The 16713-nt window shown below is 63.7% G+C and carries 13 protein-coding genes, 1 tRNA gene and 1 riboswitch; of the genes, 9 read left to right on the top strand and 5 right to left on the bottom strand.

Annotated features, from left to right (window positions below):
- Positions 1-284: 284 nt before the first annotated feature.
- A riboswitch (SAM riboswitch) is annotated at positions 285-391 on the top strand.
- A gap of 29 nt (positions 392-420) precedes the next feature.
- The 3 genes from L2D00_14470 to L2D00_14460 all read left to right on the top strand — a co-directional run bounded on the left by L2D00_14470 (position 421) and on the right by L2D00_14460 (position 2701).
- Entirely contained in the window at positions 421-849 is a 429-nt protein-coding gene (locus L2D00_14470; protein WBQ13036.1) for a DUF3293 domain-containing protein, read from the top strand.
- Positions 850-953: 104 nt separating this feature from the next.
- Positions 954-2108: a methionine adenosyltransferase gene (gene metK / locus L2D00_14465; protein WBQ13035.1), complete on the top strand. Its 1155-nt coding sequence runs from the start codon at positions 954-956 to the stop codon at positions 2106-2108.
- Positions 2109-2206: 98 nt separating this feature from the next.
- Positions 2207-2701: a hypothetical protein gene (locus tag L2D00_14460; GenBank protein WBQ13034.1), complete on the top strand. Its 495-nt coding sequence runs from the start codon at positions 2207-2209 to the stop codon at positions 2699-2701.
- A gap of 253 nt (positions 2702-2954) precedes the next feature.
- Here L2D00_14460 and L2D00_14455 read toward each other — a convergent pair.
- Positions 2955-3044: transfer RNA gene (locus tag L2D00_14455), tRNA-Ser, on the bottom strand.
- Positions 3045-3232: 188 nt separating this feature from the next.
- On the opposite strand from L2D00_14455, the gene msrA reads away from it, so the two are divergent.
- Positions 3233-3901 (top strand): peptide-methionine (S)-S-oxide reductase MsrA, encoded by a 669-nt coding sequence (msrA, locus tag L2D00_14450; GenBank protein ID WBQ13033.1) that lies wholly within the window; start codon positions 3233-3235, stop codon positions 3899-3901.
- Between the two features lie 8 nt (positions 3902-3909).
- Positions 3910-4587: a haloacid dehalogenase-like hydrolase gene (locus L2D00_14445; GenBank protein WBQ13032.1), complete on the top strand. Its 678-nt coding sequence runs from the start codon at positions 3910-3912 to the stop codon at positions 4585-4587.
- A 3-nt stretch (positions 4588-4590) separates the two neighbouring features.
- On the opposite strand, the gene L2D00_14440 is transcribed toward L2D00_14445, so the two are convergent.
- Positions 4591-5478, bottom strand: a complete 888-nt coding sequence (locus L2D00_14440) for a bile acid:sodium symporter family protein (protein ID WBQ13031.1) — start codon at positions 5476-5478, stop codon at positions 4591-4593.
- Between the two features lie 156 nt (positions 5479-5634).
- On the opposite strand from L2D00_14440, the gene L2D00_14435 reads away from it, so the two are divergent.
- Positions 5635-6735: an FAD-binding oxidoreductase gene (locus L2D00_14435; protein WBQ13030.1), complete on the top strand. Its 1101-nt coding sequence runs from the start codon at positions 5635-5637 to the stop codon at positions 6733-6735.
- On the opposite strand, the gene L2D00_14430 is transcribed toward L2D00_14435, so the two are convergent.
- The gene (locus tag L2D00_14430; GenBank protein ID WBQ13029.1) at positions 6732-7556 is read right to left on the bottom strand and encodes an alpha/beta fold hydrolase; all 825 of its coding nucleotides are present in this window, start codon (positions 7554-7556) and stop codon (positions 6732-6734) included. The two genes, L2D00_14435 and L2D00_14430, sit on opposite strands and share 4 nt — an antisense overlap.
- Before the next feature lie 208 nt (positions 7557-7764).
- Here L2D00_14430 and ileS point away from each other — a divergent pair, with 208 nt between their 5' ends.
- The 3 genes from ileS to nth all read left to right on the top strand — a co-directional run bounded on the left by ileS (position 7765) and on the right by nth (position 14368).
- Positions 7765-10914, top strand: a complete 3150-nt coding sequence (gene ileS / locus L2D00_14425) for an isoleucine--tRNA ligase (protein ID WBQ13028.1) — start codon at positions 7765-7767, stop codon at positions 10912-10914.
- 71 nt (positions 10915-10985) lie between these two features.
- On the top strand, positions 10986-13679 hold the full coding sequence (gene leuS / locus L2D00_14420; GenBank protein WBQ13027.1) for a leucine--tRNA ligase: 2694 nt from the start codon (positions 10986-10988) through the stop codon (positions 13677-13679).
- Positions 13676-14368 carry an endonuclease III gene (gene nth / locus L2D00_14415; protein WBQ13026.1) on the top strand — a complete coding sequence of 231 codons (693 nt, stop codon included), beginning with the start codon at positions 13676-13678 and terminating at the stop codon, positions 14366-14368. Before leuS ends, nth begins: the two co-directional genes overlap by 4 nt.
- Positions 14369-14453: 85 nt before the next feature.
- Here the strand turns inward: nth and L2D00_14410 are convergent, their stop codons facing one another.
- Both L2D00_14410 and L2D00_14405 read right to left on the bottom strand, forming a co-directional pair.
- On the bottom strand, positions 14454-15500 hold the full coding sequence (locus L2D00_14410) for a ribonucleotide-diphosphate reductase subunit beta (protein WBQ13025.1): 1047 nt from the start codon (positions 15498-15500) through the stop codon (positions 14454-14456).
- 155 nt (positions 15501-15655) lie between these two features.
- Complete coding sequence (locus L2D00_14405; protein ID WBQ13024.1) at positions 15656-16669, bottom strand: lipid A deacylase LpxR family protein; 1014 nt, start codon at positions 16667-16669, stop codon at positions 15656-15658.
- Positions 16670-16713 lie beyond the last annotated feature (44 nt).

Genomic DNA, 16713 nt, shown 5'->3' with positions numbered 1-16713 from the left:
AACTCCCTCTGGATCGTCAGCGCAGATCATGATGCGGTCGTGGCAAGCGACCGGAGAGAGCGGGCATGGCGCATCAGGCTGGGTTTTGGGATGTCGGGGAGCGTCTGAAGGCGATATCGGCCAAGGCACTGGCGCGCCGCGAGTTCGAGCGGGTGTACGCCGAAGACCCCGAGTTCGCGGATGTGGCGCAGCGACTGGGGTGCTCCAGTACAGATTCACAATCTCGCCGGATTATGCAGCGGATCCGGCGGGGTTGACATTTTGTCCCTCAGCCAACACGAATAATCTGGCATCAAGAAGGGAGCGCTCGCTCCAGCCAACCTGCCCGCCCGGGCAAGGTGGATCGCACAAGCGGATGCGGCCCTGATCGGGGGCAAATGTCGGGCGGCGCTTCGGCCCTCGCGTGAAATGGAGGGTTCATTGTTACCATCTTCTGCAATCGATCCGAACATCATTCAGGCCTATCTTGAGACGGAGTACCGCGCTCACGGGCGTCCTGCTTTTACGCTCAGGGTGGGACAGGCCAGTTCAGACTTGCACGACGCGCACAGGCTCAACAACGTTGACTGCAGCGCCTTCCTGACAGCGTGCAATCCGTTGAGCACTCCATTTGACGCTGCCGCCAATGCCGCCAGACAGGCCCTGCTCGCTGAGGAACTCTCCAGCCAGGGCTTAGTCTTTGTCCGAGGTATCGGCCAGGACCCAACCAACAGATGGCCCGGCGAGGACAGTTTTCTGGTGTTTGGCCTCGCTCTCGATGAGGCGAAATCTTTCGGGTCGAAATACGATCAGAACGGTTTTATCTGGAGCGGCCGCGATGCCGTTCCGCAGTTGATCTTGTTGAGGTGACCCCAAGGGCATGGTCTGCCCGCTTATGCGCAACATGACTGGGGGGATTTGATCCAGCTTGCCACCCCCGACATTTCGTCAAAGCGGCTAAACAGGAGTTAGTGATGTCTGTTCGCAATGGTCTATTCTCCTCGGAATCCGTCTCCGAGGGCCATCCAGACAAGTTGGCCGATCGTATTTCAGACGCAATTCTGGACGAATTCCTGCGTCACGATCCATCGGCGCGAGTTGCCTGCGAAACGATGCTGGCTGATCAGTGTGTCGTGATCGCTGGAGAGTTCAAGACCCGTAGCCCCGACACTTTCAGGGCTGTCCGTGAGATGGCGGTCAAGATCGTTTCAGACGTTCTGCGCGACGCTGGCTATCGAGACAGCGCTACTGGCATTGATCCTGAGCGCTGCGAGATCCAGATCCGGTTCAACGGTCAGTCGTCTGACATCAACCAGGGCGTTGACCGTGCGGACGGCGTGATCGGCGCAGGCGACCAAGGGCTGATGTTCGGCTACGCCTGCACCGACACCCCAGAACTGATGCCTGCGCCCATCGTGTTCGCACACCGGCTCGTTCGCCGCCAGGCCAAGCTGCGGCACAATGGTGTCCTTCCGTGGCTAGGGCCAGACGCCAAGTCGCAGGTGACCTTCCGATACGAGGAGGGCCAGCCGGTGGCGATCGAGGCGGTCGTTCTATCGACGCAGCACGAGGCCGACATAGACACCCAGACGCTTCGCGCGGCCGTGAGCCGCGAGATCATTGACGCCGTAATCCCGATCGAACTGCGTGCGGCGAACTACCGGGAGCTCATCAATCCGACCGGCCGCTTCGTCACCGGCGGGCCGAAAGGAGATACCGGGCTCACTGGTCGAAAGATCATTGTCGACACGTACGGAGGGGCTGCGCCCCACGGCGGGGGCGCGTTCTCGGGCAAGGACCCCTCGAAAGTGGACAGGTCAGCAGCCTACATGGCGCGCTTCCTGGCCAAGCAGGTGGTCGCGAGAGGGTGGTCGAACCGAGCGCTGGTCCAGCTCGCTTACGCTATCGGCGTGGCCGAACCAATGAGCTTCCTGATCGAAGGCGAGGGCATGACAGGTGCGCGCAGCGCCGAGATAGTCGATGCGCTGCGCCAGGAGTTTGATCTCACCCCGGCTGGGATCATCCGGTGCCTCGATCTCCAGAGACCGATGTACTACCCAACAGCAGCCTATGGTCACTTTGGCCGGGACGATCTTGATTTGCCATGGGAGGCCATTCGACACGCCTAAACTACGTGCCGAAAATCACCTGATGCCAGTTATTCGCCGACCGTCATCAAATTTGAAGTCAGATGTAATTTGTATTTGTAATTTATAGGGAGAGCGTCGTGACTATTTATGAAGACAGCCGTGAAAAGGTGACGTGCCTGATTTGCGATGCGGACGATTACTGGAATTGCGGGCATCTTGTTGCAAGTTTTGATCAAAGTTTCTGCGACTGCTATGGTGGAGAAGCCCATGATCATCTGAGTGATTTCAGTTCTACCATCGAAGAGGCCTTCCTGACGCATCTACGTAATGGCGGAGAACCAAGCTTCAATAATGCGACGATCGACGCGCTGTGGGAGGGCGCAAGGCGGAACAGTGAACCAGATGAAGATTTCGTGGACCTTGATGGATACATCTTCCAGAGGCTTCTGATCGAGCTGCTGGAGGGGGCCGGCGCACAACAGCCGCCAGGATCACTGATCGACCCTGGAGGGCCGGGCATGACGTCCTCGATGTCGCTGCTGTTTGCGGAAGAGCCCCCCAAGGTGGTCGCCGTGGCACTTCAAGGACTTTCCGATGAGCTCTCCTTGAGCTCCGGCGAAGGTTTGATTTAAGCGTCTTTTCGGGCTGTCGGGCCTGACATCGTAGTGAACAGGTTTTCAGAAAACGATATTGATTGAAAACAGCGGCTTATGGCCAAACGAACCGCGCCCGGGCAGTCAACAGGTGCAGAGAATATCGGCGATGAGAGAGTGATTTTCGGCCGTGATGCACTGGGGCCGGTGAACAGCCCTGACGCATAACCCTCGAAAACAACGGGAAAATCCGGTCGCAGCCGGATGGGGAGACACGATTCCCCAAGGGCTGTGGCGGTGAGGGTGGGATTCGAACCCACGAGACAGTTTCCCGCCTACACGCTTTCCAAGCGTGCGCCATCGACCACTCGGCCACCTCACCAATAAGGGCGCGGAACCTAGCCGATCTGGCGGGCCGGTCAAGCGTGTGCGCCATGGCCTGATGCAAAGGTTTCAGGCGGGGTCCGGTGCCCTTGCGCAGCCCGGCACCCGTGACGCGGGACGGTGGCGTGCCTATCTTGCCCTCAACGGCGCAGTCACGCGCCTTGACCCGAGCTTTGGAGACCGTCCATGCGCCTGCGCAGCGACAGTGAATTCAAGACGACGCTTGTGCCCGCCGATCAGGCCCTGCCGGGCCGGTTCCAGTCCGTGCCCACCGCCGAAACCCATTTCACCCTGGGCGGCGCGCTGAAAGCCGAAGTCCCGGCCGGCGCGGACGAGATCATCCTGGCCATGGGCTGCTTCTGGGGCGTGGAGCGTGTGTTCTGGCGCCTGCCCGGTGTGATCAGCACCGCCGCGGGCTATGCCGGCGGCATCACGCCCAATCCCACCTATGAGGAAGTGTGTTCCGGGCGCACCGGCCATACCGAAGTGGTTCGGGTGGTGTTCGACCCCGCGCAGATCAGCCTTGATGAGGTCCTCAAAGCCTTCTGGGAAGGTCATGACCCTACCCAGGGCATGCGCCAGGGTAATGATGTGGGCACCCAGTACCGCTCCGCCATCTACTGGACCAGCGAGGCCCAGCGCGAGGCCGTCGAAACGAGCGCGGCGGTCTATGGCGACGCACTGCGCGCGGCAGGGCGCGGTGCCATCACCACCGAGATTCGCGAGGCGGGCCCGTTCTACTATGCCGAAGCCTATCACCAGCAATATCTGGCCAAGAACCCGGACGGGTATTGCGGCATTGGCGGCACCGGCGTGACCTGTCCCATCGGGACGGGGATCAGCGCGGCGGGTTGAGGCGGGGCGTGACCCGGCTTGTTGTCTTCGACGTGGATTCCACGCTGCTGGCGGTGGAAAGCCTGGATTTCGCCGTCGCGCGCGCACTGGCCGGGGCACCGGACGGGGCGGCGCGCGCAGCGCGCCTGTCGGCGATCACCGATCAGGGCATGGCCGGCACGCTGGATTTTCGCGCCTCGCTGGAGCAGCGCATCGCCATTGCTGGCCTGACGCGGGGCGCGGTGGAAGAGGCGCGTGAGGCGCTGCGCGCGGAACTCACGCCGGGCATGGCCGGCCTGCTAGAGCGCCTGCGCAAGGACGCGCACGTGGTGGCGGTGTCGGGCGGGTTTGTCGACCTGATTGCACCGGCGCTCACCGATCTGGGGTTCGCGCCGGGCGACATCCACGCCAATCAATTCCACTTCGGGGGCACCGGGCCGGAGGCGTGTGTCAACGGCTTTGACCGCGACAATCCCCTGTCGTGCTCGGGCGGCAAGGGGGTGGTGGTGCGCGCCGTAAAAGACCAAAGCGGCGCGGCAGAAGTCATCATGGTAGGCGACGGCATGACCGATTACGAAGCCTATGCTGCGGGTGCCGCCGACGCCTTCATCGGGTTTGGCGGCGTGACCCAGCGTGCGCCGGTGCGCGCGAAAGCCCCGGCCTGGGCTGACGACATGGACACGCTGGCGCGCCGTCTGGGCGTTTGACGCTCAGGTACCGATGCGCCGGGCGCGGCGTGCGGCGCGTGACCAGCGCCTTGCCCAAAGGATGAAGGCACCCGCCGTGACGAACATCAGCAATCCATAGACGGCGGCGGGCACGGCATAGGCGAGATCGCCCAGCAGCGACACAGACACCACAATGGCGAGCGTCGCGTTCTGCAATCCGCACTCCAGCGTCAGGGCGATGCGCTGGCGCATACGCAGGGCCAGCACGCTGGTCACTACGAAAGCCAGTCCCATGGCAGCCAGGTTGAGCGCCAGCGAGACCAGCCCGGCTTCGGCGAAACGCTGGATCGTGACGGCGATGCCTTCGGCCATGACCGTGGCGGCCACCACAGCGATGAACACGGCGCCCGACAAAAACCGCGAGCGCTTTTCGATTCCGCCCGCCAGTTTTGGTGCCAGGCGGCGAATGCCCATGCCGATGGCCACCGGGACAACGGTGAGGGCGAAGATGGCGAGCCCCGTGGTCACCAGCCCCACATCAGGCGCGTCCGGACCCATGAACAGCGCCAGCGCAATCATCAAGACCAGCGGCACGGTCACCACAGACAACAAGCTGGTCAACGCCGTCAGCGAGATCGACAGCGCCACATCCCCGCGCGCCATGTGGGTGAGCAGGTTCGAGGTCGTCCCGCCTGGACACGCGGCCAGCAGCACGATCCCCACTTTCAGCGCGGGCGGTGCCGGGATCAGTGCCACAATGGCGATGGCGAGCACTGGCAGGGTGATGAACTGCAGCACCGCGCCGGTCAGGAAGGCCTTTGGCTGAGCGGCGATGCGGCGGAAATCGGCCGGCGTCAGCCCGACGCCCAGCGCCAGCATGATGAAGGCCAGCGCAAGCGGCAGGAGTATCTGGGCAAAAACTGAATCCATGATGCCCGATCAGGTCAGGGATTCGACCGATGCGGCAACTGCGGGCACCTGCGATGGCGGGAAAAATGCGGCGCTGCGTCCTTGACCCATGAACGCCTCTGGGGCGGAGTGACGCCCATCACAGATCCGGGGATGGACATGCATCGGCGCGCCTTCTTGACCCTCGCGGCCGCCGGCGGCGCCACACTTGCCCTGCCCCCTTCTGCATGGGCGCGGTCCGGACCGCCGGTTCTGGAACGCCTGAACACTGATCCCTCGCGCATCATCCGCACGGTGGCGGGGCTGAGGCCGTTCCGCGCCACAGGCTATGTGGTGCGCGCTGAACGCTTCAGCCGACGCCAGACCATGGTTCATCACTATGGCCACGGGGGCGCGGGCGTCACCATGAGCTGGGGAACGGCGGCAGAGGCCGTCGAGGCACTGGAGCGGGCGACGCCCGAACGCAGTTGCGCGGTGATCGGCAGCGGGGTGATCGGCCTGACCACCGGGCTGGAGCTGGTGCGGCGCGGTCATGAGGTGACCATCTATGCCGATGCCCTGCCCCCCTACACCACCTCCAACATTGCGGGCGCCTACTGGGGTATTGCCGGATTGTACCGGCGCACCGATGTGGACGCCCCCTTCATGGAACGCATGAGCGCCGCGGCGCTGCGCTCCCACCGGGCCTTTCAGCATCTGGCCAATGATCCGCGCTACGGCGTGTACTGGGTGCGCGCGTTCGATCTGTTCCACCGGCCGCCTGGCGACACTGCGGGGACGCCGGACATGCCCTGGCTTTATCCCGGCTTCCGGCGGCGCGCCGGCGCGGATGCGTGGTGGGGCTATCAGGGCATCGATCAATTCCACCAGCTGATGATCGATCCGGACATTTATCTGCGCGCGCTGATGGCCGATTTTGAGCGGGCAGGCGGACGCATCCGAATGGCGCGGATTGAGACCGAGCGCGACCTGTCGCGCCTGCGTGAGCGGGTGATCGTCAACTGCACCGGGCTGGGCGCACGTGCCCTGTTCGGCGATGAGGCGCTGGAGCCGGTACGCGGCCAGCTTACGATCCTCCTGCCCCAGCCGGGTATCGACTACGCCTACACCACCAGTTTCGAGGGCGGGTCGCTCTACATGTTTCCCCGCCGCGGGGCGATCGTGCTGGGCGGGTCGCACGGCCGCGGGGACTGGTCCACTGATATCGACCCCGCCGAGCAGGACCGCATACTGCGGGGCCATGCCGAGCTGGCAGGGCGGATGGCGGGAGAGATTTAGGTCAGGGTCTCGAAACAGGCCGCGACAACCTCCGGGTCGGTCATGAAACCGTTGCGGGCGACGTCGAGCGCGATGAAATTCCAGCCCGGCCCCCAGCCCGGCCCGATCATGGCCTCCGAGCTGGGCGAATAAACCTGACCCGCCGCGTGGACGCAGGTGCGCGCCAGCGGCACCCAGCCGCCATTGTCCAGCGTCAGCTCATCCAGCCAGGTCTTCATCGGATGCCAGGTGAGGCGGCGCTCCAGCCAGGCGATATTGGCCGCATCATCCTCCGGCACCAGCATTCTGGCCGGGTAGTGATCCCAGAACACCATCTTGTAACCGTCGCGGAAATCGGCGGTGCGCGCGGTCCACCAGTCCGGATAGGCACCCGTCTCGGAATCGCGCATCACCCCGGCCCGGCGGGTTTCGGTGGGGATCAGGGCGTCGAAATAGGCGATATGCGCGATGCGCCCGGGCAGGCGGTCGGCGGCCCCGGTGATGGCGATGCCGGAGAAGGAATGGCCGATCAAAATTACGTCTTCGAGCTCTTCGGCCTCGATGGCGTTGACGATATCGGTGATGTGGGTGTCGAGCCCGGTCTCAGGGCTGATCAGATGTGCGCGCTCACCACAGCCCGTCAGCGTCGGCGTGATCACGCGATGACCGGCCGCGCGCAGCCGGGCGGCCACATGGGTCCAGCACCAGCCGCCATGCCAGGTGCCATGAACGAGGCAGAAGCTTCTTCGGTCACGTGAGCGCGAATAGGCCGGGGCTGCAGCGCTGACGGCCGCCAGCACGGCCGTTCCGGTTGCGAGCGAACGGCGGGTCAGTCCGGTCATGACGCCTCCTGAGCCGTGTGTTGTCCCCGCTCAACATAGCCTGTCCGGACAAATGAGCCAGAGCGCACAGGCGAATGCCTGAACACGCCTTGACCGGATGGCGCCGGAGCGCTACCGCCGCATGTTGCGCGCGCACGCGCGCTTCCCCTCTCTTCGCCCCGTCCCTTAACGGTGAATGGCGCGAAGACACGCCGCAATGAGGACGATCATGGCCGAGACCAGAGCGAAGGCGGCGGACCGCCGGTTTCCCGAAGCGCGCAGCCCGGCGGACCTGCCGCAGGTGGACCAGGAGATCCTGGCGTTCTGGAAGGCTGACTCTACGTTCCAGGCCTCTATCGACCAACGCCCTGAAGACAATCAGTTCGTCTTCTTTGACGGCCCGCCCTTCGCCAACGGACTGCCCCATTACGGGCATTTGCTGACCGGTTTTGCAAAGGACGTGATCCCCCGCTTCCAGACGATGAAGGGCCGACGGGTGGAGCGCCGCTTCGGCTGGGACACGCACGGCCTGCCGGCTGAACTCGCGGCGGAGAAAGCGCTGGGCATTTCCGGGCGCAAGGCGGTCATGGAACTGGGCATCGATACGTTCAACGCGGCCGCCCGCTCAGAAGTGATGAAATATGCCGGCGAGTGGGAGGAATACGTCACCCGCCAGGCGCGCTGGGTCGATTTCGAAAAGGACTACAAGACTCTCGATATCGGCTTCATGGAAAGCTGCCTCTGGGCGTTCAAGCAGCTCTGGGACAAGGGGCTGGTGTATCGCGATTACCGCGTGGTGCCCTACTCCTGGGCCGTGGAAAGCCCGCTGTCGAATTTCGAGACACGGCTGGACAATTCCTACCGCAACCGGACTGATCCGGCGGTCACGGTGGGCTTCCGCATCCGTGACGGTCAGGGCGATCTGTCCGGCGCACAGCTTCTGATCTGGACCACCACACCCTGGACCCTGCCGTCCAACCTGGCGGCCGCTGCCGGCGCGGACATCGACTACGCCGTGATGGCCAAGGATGGCGAGCGCTATATTCTTTCGGCCAACGCCCTGGAAAAATACAAGAAACAGCTCGAGGGTGCCGAGCGCATCGCCACCGTGAAGGGTGCGGCGCTCGAGAACCTCACTTATCACCCGCCATTTGATTATTTCGAAGGCCATGAGAATGCCTTTCGTATCCTGATCGAGGACTTCGTCACCGATGAGGACGGCACGGGCGTGGTGCATATGGCCCCGGGCTTTGGCGAGGACGATTTGAAGGCCTGCCGCCGCGCGGGCATCGCCGTGGTGGTGCCGGTCGATCAGGCCGGGCGCTATACCCGGGAGATCGCCGACTATGAAGGCATGCTGGTGTTTGACGCCAACAAGCCGATCACCCAGCGCCTGAAGGAGGAAGGCAAGCTCTTCCGCCACGACACCTATGACCACAATTATCCCCATTGCTGGCGCACGGACGAACCGCTGATCTACAAGGCGGTGGACAGCTGGTATCTGCGCGTCTCGGACTTCCGCGAGCGCATGGTGGAGCTGAACCAGCAGATCAACTGGGCCCCTGCCCATGTGAAAGACGGGATTTTCGGCAACTGGCTGGCCGGAGCGCAGGACTGGAATATCTCCCGCTCACGCTTCTGGGGCACACCCATACCGGTCTGGATCAGCGATGATCCCGATTATCCGCGCACCGAGGTCTACGGCTCCATCGCCGAGCTGGAAGCGGCTTTCGGGGTCACGGTCACCGATCTGCACCGGCCCTTCATCGACGATCTGACACGGCCCAACCCGGACGATCCGACGGGCAGATCGAAAATGGTCCGGGTAGAGGATGTGTTCGATGTCTGGTTTGATTCCGGCTCCATGCCGTTCGCGAGCGTCCACTATCCGTTCGAGAACAAGGACTGGTTCGAGGCCAATTTCCCGGCCGACTTCATCGTGGAATATGTCGCCCAGACGCGCGGCTGGTTCTACACGCTGATGGTGCTGGGCACGATGCTGTTCGACCAGCCGCCCTTCCTCAACGCGATCTGTCACGGTGTCGTGCTAGACGAGAACCGCCAGAAACTCTCCAAGCGCCTGCGTAATTATCCTGATCCGCTGGAGTTCTTCGACAAAGCTGGATCGGACGTGATGCGCTGGTTCCTGATCGCCTCGCCGGTGCTTACAGGGGGCGATTTGCTGGTGCCCAAGGAGGCGCGCGACATCGCTGCGGTCCAGCGCGAAGCCATCGCGCCGCTGATGAACGCCTATGCTTTCTTTTCGCTCTACGCCAATCTGGAAACCCGTGCGCCGCAGATCATCCGCGACGCGTCCGATCCGCTGGACCGCTATATCCTGACCAAGACCGGCGAGCTGGCGGCGGCGGTGGAGACGGCGCTGGACGGGTTCGACATTCCGCGCGCCTGCAAGGCGGCGACGGCCTATTTCGACGCCCTGACCAACTGGTATATCCGGCGCTCTCGTGCCCGCTTCTGGGGCTCCAGCGACGCGGCGGCACGTGATGCGGCGTTTGATACGCTGTATACGGTGCTTACCCAGGTGTGCCGCGTGCTCGCGCCGCTCCTGCCCATCGTGACGGAGAAGCTGTTCAAGTCGCTCACCGGGGAACGCTCGGTCCACCTTACGCTCTGGCCGACATCGGACGAGTTTGCACACGAGCATGATCTGGCCCGCGCCATGGATCTGGTGCGTGAAGCGTGCTCTGCGGCGCTGTCCGTGCGCGAACGCCACCGGCTGCGCGTGCGCCTGCCGCTCAAATCCCTCACCATCGTCCATGCCGACGCCCCGTCGCTGGCACCCTATACCGGCCTGATCGCCGAGGAGCTGAATGTGCGGGACGTGGCGCTGTCCACCGAGCTCGACGCCTTCGGGTCGGTGGAACTGAAGGTGAACCCGCAGATCGGCAAGCGGCTGGGCGGGAAGATGAAAGAGGTCATGGCCGCTGCGCGCGCCAACGCCTTCACCCTCACGCCGGAGGGATCGGCCGAGGTGGCGGGTGAAACGCTGGCCCCGGACGAGTTCACCCTGCGCATGGTCGCTGCCGAGGGCAGCGCGGCCGAACCCTTCGCGGGCACCGGCGCGGTGGTGCTGGACATCTCTGTGGACGCGGATCAGGAACGCGAGGGCCTCGCCCGTGACCTCGTGCGGGCGGTGCAATCGGCGCGCAAGGAGGCTGGGCTGGACGTGTCTGACCGCATCGCGCTGGGCATCGCTGGCGGGCCGGACATCGCTGCGGCCATGGAAGCCCATGGCGATTTCATCAAGGCCGAAACGCTGGCCCTGTCGCTCACCTCCGCCGACGTGCCCGCCAGCGCGGTCAGTGAAGCGGACATTCTCGGCGACACGGTGCGCATCAGCGTGGCCAAAGCCGGCTAGACCAGACGACAATCGCCCGGGCCGCGCCGCGCGCTCAAGGCGCAGCCCGGGCCCCTCACGGAAATTGACCCATGACCGACCAGACCGCCTATGACTTCACTGCCCTGGAAGCCAAATGGCGCCAGGTCTGGGACACGCTGGGCGTCAATCGCACGCCCAATCCCAAGCCCGGCGACAAGACCTTCTACGTGCTGGACATGTTTCCCTACCCGTCCGGGGCGGGCCTGCATGTGGGTCACCCGGTGGGCTATCTCGCGACCGATATCGTGGCCCGCTACAAGAAGATGCAGGGCTTCACCGTGCTGCATCCCATGGGCTGGGACAGTTTCGGCCTGCCCGCCGAGCAATACGCCGTGCGCACCGGCGTGCACCCGGCTGTCTCAACGGCCGAGAATATCGCCAACTACAAGCGCCAGATGGCACTTCTGGGCCTGGGCTATGACTGGGAGCGCGAAATCGCCACCTCCAGCCCGGACTATTACAAATGGACCCAGTACATCTTCACCCGGCTCTACAACGCCTGGTATGACGCGCAGGCTGGCCGTGCGCGCCCGATCGAGGAACTGCCCATACCGGATGACGTACGCGCTGCAGGCAAGCTGGCAGTACAGGCGTTCCAGGACACCCGCCGTCTGGTCTATTTCGACACCGCGCCGGTCAACTGGTGCCCGGAGCTGGGCACGATCCTGGCCAATGAAGAGGTCTATGACGGCAAGTCCGAGCAGGGCCATGAGGTCGTGCGCATCCCGCTGCGCCAGGTGAAGATGCGCATTACCACGTATGCGGAACGCCTGCTGGCCGATCTCGACGGCCTCGACTGGCCCGAAGGCATCAAGGACTCCCAGCGCAACTGGATCGGCCGGTCTCAGGGCGTATCGCTGCGCTTCCGCGTCGATGGCCACGAGGCCGGGGTCGACACCTTCACCACCCGCGTCGATACGCTGGGCGGCGTCACCTTCCTGGCGCTGGCACCCGAGCATCCGCTGGTCAATGAGATCACCACAACAGATATGCGTGCGGCGGTGACCGCCTATGTGGAAGCGGCGGCGCGTAAATCCGATCTCGACCGGACAGTGGACGCGGAGAAGACCGGTGTGCTCACGGGCGCCGAGGCGATCAACCCCGTCACAGGCCGTAAAGTGCCGATTTTCGTGGCGGACTATGTGCTGCCCGATTACGGCACCGGCGCTGTCATGGGCGTGCCCGCCCATGACGAGCGCGACTTTGCCTTTGCCAGAAGCTATGGCCTCGATATCGTGCCGGTGATCGATCCGGGTGCAGACAACCCGGCGCGTGCCGCCGTGCTGGCGGGCGAGGCCTGCTGGACCGAGGACGGCGTGATGCTGGCCGCGCCCGATGATAGCGGGCTGTATCAGGCCGGCGTGCGCTGGCGCGATGCGCGCGAGCAGGTCGCCGATGTGCTCGAAGCGCGCGGTCTGGGCCAGCGTGTGGTCAGCTATAATCTGCGCGACTGGACCTTCGCCCGCCAGCGCTATTGGGGCGAGCCGATTCCCATCGTGCACTGGGAGGACGGCACGCGCACCACGCTGGACGTCAGCGAGCTTCCCCTCACCCTGCCCCATATCGAGAGCTACAAGCCCACGGGTCAGGCCGAAAGCCCGCTGGCGCGCGCCGGCAACTGGCTGGAGGTGACCGACCCGAAGACCGGTCTGAAAGGCCGGCGCGAAACCTCCACCATGCCGCAATGGGCCGGCTCGTGCTGGTATTATCTGCGCTTCAAGGACCCCCGGAACGATGACGCGCTGGTCGACCCGCAGGTCGAGCGCGCCTGGGGATCGGTGGACCTGTATGTCGGCGGTGCCGAGCACGCCACCTTGCATCTTCTGTACGCGCGCTTCTGGCACAAAGTGCTGTTCGATCTGGGGCTGGCGGCCACGAAAGAGCCGTTCCAGAAGCTGGTCAACCAAGGCCTGCTGACCAGCCACGCCTTCAAGAACGCCCGCGGCATCGTTCTGCCGGTGGACGAGGTCGAGGCGCGCGAGGACGGGTCCTTCGTCCACGCCCCGACCGGCGACCCGGTGGAGCGTGTGGGCGCGAAAATGTCAAAATCCCTGCGCAACGTGGTCACGCCTGACCATGTGGTGGAGCGCTTCGGGGCCGATGCCTTCCGTGTGCATATGATGTTCATGGGTCCCGTAGAGGCGATGCGCCAGTGGGATACCGACGCTGTGGCCGCCGCCCTGAAATTTCTGCGCCGGATGTGGCGCTACGCCACCGGTGCCCTCGCGGCGCATGCCAGTGAGGAGCCCAAGGCCGTGACGCTGGCGGCGGCGAAGCTCGTCATGGCGGTCACCGAGGACCTGGAGAATCTCCGCCTCAACACCGCCATCGCCGAGCTGATGAAATATCTCAACGCCGCTGAAGGTGAGCCCGTCACGCGCGAGACCCTGCAAACGGTGATCCGGGTGCTGGCACCGTTTGCGCCCTTCATGGCCGAGGAGCTGTGGGAGATCGCGGGCGGGCAGCCAAGCGTGTTCCAGGCCAGCTGGCCGAAGGCCGATGCCGCCATGCTCAGCGCCGCCATCGAGACGGTGGAGCTGGTGGTGCAGGAAGGCGGCAAGCGCCGCGCCTCTATCCCGGTCGCTCCGGGTGCCGATGACGAGACGATCCGCGAAACCGCCTTCGCCCGCCTGCGCGAGATGGGCAAGGAGACGGACGGGGCGGATTTGTCCAAAGTCATCATCGTGCGCGACAAGAAGACCGGCCATCCGCGCCTGATCAATATTCCCAAGCTCGGCGAATGAAGACACCGGCGTCCGGCAAGAAGCGGCCCGTCAAGCGCCGCGCCCCCGGCCTGACCCGCGAGCAGGCCGAGGAGGTCTATGCGCGCCTGGCCGAGATCCGCCCGGAGCCGCGCACCGAGCTGGACTATGTCAATCCGTACACGCTGGTGGTGGCGGTGGCGCTGTCAGCCCAGGCCACCGATGTGGGCGTGAACAAGGCGACACGCGGCCTGTTCGCCGTGGCGGACAACCCTCACGCCATGCTGGCGCTGGGCGAAGACGGGGTGCGCGAGCACATCAAGACCATCGGCCTGTTCCGCAACAAGGCGAAAAACGTCATCGCCCTGTCGCGCCTGATTATCGAGGAGTTCGGCGGCGAGGTGCCGCGTACCCGCGAGGATCTGATGCGACTGCCGGGCGTGGGACGCAAGACCGCCAATGTGGTGCTGAACGAGGCGTTCGGCGAGCCGACCATCGCGGTCGACACCCATATCTTCCGGGTCGCCAACCGTACCGGGCTCGGACCGGGCAAAGACCCCGACGCGGTGGAGGTGCGGCTCGAGGCCATCACGCCGGCGGCCTATCTCAAGGGCGCCCATCACTGGCTGATCCTGCACGGGCGCTATGTCTGCAAGGCGCGCAAGCCCGAATGCTGGCGCTGCGCCATCGCTGATATCTGCCGCTTCAAGGACAAGACGCCCGCGCCCTAGAACTCAATCCGAAAAGTGGGAACCGGTTTTCGGATTGAGTTCCAGACCATAGAGCCAGACCGTGAAGTACGGGCGCTTGAACGCCCTATTCCGCCGGCAGCTGGTTGGCGGCGTCCTGATTCAGACGCTTGTCGAACAGGCCCCACACACCATCGTCGCCGTGCCAGGCCCCCTTGGTGGCTCCCTTGGAGTATTCGGTGGCGCGCGCTTCGAAGAAGTTGGCGTGCTCGACCCCGTTGAGGATCTCGCTCAGCCACGGGATCGGGTGCTCCTTGACGCCATAGATGGGCTTCAGCTTCAGCTGGCCCATGCGCCAGTCGGCGATATAGCGGATGTATTGCTTGATATCGTGCGGCGTCATGCCCTCCACCTCGCCGGCCTCGAAGGCCAGCTCGATGAACTTGTCTTCCAGCGCCACCACGGTCTTGCAGCAATCGGCAATGTCGTCCTTCACCGAAGCCATCAGTGCGCCGGTTTCCTCGGCAAAGGTGTGGAACAGCTTCATCATGCCCTCGCAGTGCAGCGACTCGTCGCGCACCGACCAGGACACGATCTGGCCCATCCCCTTCATCTTGTTGAAGCGCGGGAAGTTCATCAGCATGGCGAAGCTGGCGAACAGCTGCAGGCCTTCGGTAAAGCCGCCGAACACCGCCATGGAGGTGAGAATGTCCTTCTCGGTCTCCACGCCGAACTTGCCCAGATAGTCGTGCTTGGCCGCCATTTCCTTGTACTCCATGAAGGCGGAGAACTCGGAATCGGGCATGCCGATGGTTTCCAGCAGCAGGGCGTAGGCGGCGATATGCACCGTCTCCATGTTGGAGAAGGACGCCAGCATCATGCGCACTTCAACCGGTTTGAAGAGCGGCATGTAGTTTTCCATGTAGTTGGCACCCACCTCCACATCCGACTGGGTGAAGAAGCGGAAAATCTGGGTGAGAAGATTGCGCTCGCGGTCATCCAGACGCGTCGCCCAATCCTTGCAGTCCTCGCCCAACGGCACTTCCTCGGGCAGCCAGTGGACCTGCTGCTGGATTTTCCAGAAATCATAGGCCCACGGATAGCGGAAGGGCTTGTAGGAATGGCTCGAGGTGAGCAGACCCGGGCGGTCAGTGGATGCTGTCAGGAGGGTCATGGCGTCTCAGGCGTCCTTCATCGACGGGGGTGACTCGCGCAGAATGGCGCAATCACGATAGCAATATATTGTGGTGAAGGAGCGCTTAACGTCCACCCCTTGTGTGCGCACTGCGGCGTTTTCCCACAGCCCGTCCACAGGAAATAACGGCGTGGCTAACGGACGAACGACACCGCCAATGAACCGAAACGATGTTGTTCGCGTTGGGTTGTGAACTGGTCAGACCTCACGATATGGGTGTAGCTGACCCGCACATGCTCCCATTGCAAGGCTATGCCAGCCTGGGCGGACCAGACCACGTCGCGCTTGTCGACGGAGCGCGACGCCCGGAATGTGTTTCCATCGAGAAAAATGTCCCGCCCCACCCAGGTCGATGCAAATCCGCCAAACACGTAGGCGTTCCATCCGTCAATTCTTGCCACATAGCTTGAGGCGCTGATCGCCGGCCGGATGCGAGGCGGGGCGGCGACCCCTGCCGGTATGTCGCCCAGCCACCACCGGGTGAAAAATCCGGCCGACACGTCTGTTCTGACCGTCCCCAATGTCGCGCCAACATGGGTATAGGCATCGGTGTTCCATCGCTGCGAGCTCAGGACGTCCCAGCGCCGCAGCCTTTGCACGGCTACGGCGAACACCACCTCGTCATGAAGCTGGGTCGACCAGCCCGCCGGATCAATTGCTTCATGCAAGACATGTTGATGCCAATTGCGCTGAACAAACTCGCCCTGGGCCGACGGGCCGATCAGGCCGAGTTCGAAGCTGAGGGTATTCTCGCTATTGTCCTGGATGGCCGTGGAGAAAACACTCAGCGCCAGATATCCCGCATAGGGGTGATCATCTTCAGGCGGGTTCTCCAGGGAAATGTCGCTTGCGGTATAAAGCAGGTGCGATAGCGACCATCCGCGCCTGTACGTGGCGCCGGGCCCGATCCCGGAAAACGGAACAGTTCTGGCCGCATTGGAAATGAACTCGAATGGCGCGCCGGCAGGGGCCATAGATTCAATGCGTATTCCATTTGTATACTGACGATCACTGCCGGCAAACAGGTCGTTCTCCAAAACCAGCGTGTATACACCGCCTCCGGAATGGCGCGGCTCAGAGGCACCAGAGACTCTGTCTGAATCCACTTGGACGGCGGCCAGCACTGTCGAAAACACCAATGCCAGCATTTCGGCCCCCTGCAACGCGCCCTGACAACGTCGTTTGGCGAGGC

The sequence above is a fragment of the Hyphomonadaceae bacterium BL14 genome (genome assembly GCA_027627705.1).
GTDB lineage: Bacteria > Pseudomonadota > Alphaproteobacteria > Caulobacterales > Maricaulaceae > Oceanicaulis.
This window is presented reverse-complemented; position numbering and strand designations above follow the sequence as displayed.

Coding starts and splice junctions, on each gene's coding strand:
- L2D00_14440 (WBQ13031.1), bottom strand. CDS start 5,478: ATGGATTCAGTTTTTGCCCAGATACTCCTGCCGCTTGCGCTGGCCTTC.
- msrA (WBQ13033.1), top strand. CDS start 3,233: ATGCGCCTGCGCAGCGACAGTGAATTCAAGACGACGCTTGTGCCCGCC.
- L2D00_14430 (WBQ13029.1), bottom strand. CDS start 7,556: ATGACCGGACTGACCCGCCGTTCGCTCGCAACCGGAACGGCCGTGCTG.
- L2D00_14405 (WBQ13024.1), bottom strand. CDS start 16,669: ATGCTGGCATTGGTGTTTTCGACAGTGCTGGCCGCCGTCCAAGTGGAT.
- leuS (WBQ13027.1), top strand. CDS start 10,986: ATGACCGACCAGACCGCCTATGACTTCACTGCCCTGGAAGCCAAATGG.
- L2D00_14410 (WBQ13025.1), bottom strand. CDS start 15,500: ATGACCCTCCTGACAGCATCCACTGACCGCCCGGGTCTGCTCACCTCG.
- metK (WBQ13035.1), top strand. CDS start 954: ATGTCTGTTCGCAATGGTCTATTCTCCTCGGAATCCGTCTCCGAGGGC.
- ileS (WBQ13028.1), top strand. CDS start 7,765: ATGGCCGAGACCAGAGCGAAGGCGGCGGACCGCCGGTTTCCCGAAGCG.
- nth (WBQ13026.1), top strand. CDS start 13,676: ATGAAGACACCGGCGTCCGGCAAGAAGCGGCCCGTCAAGCGCCGCGCC.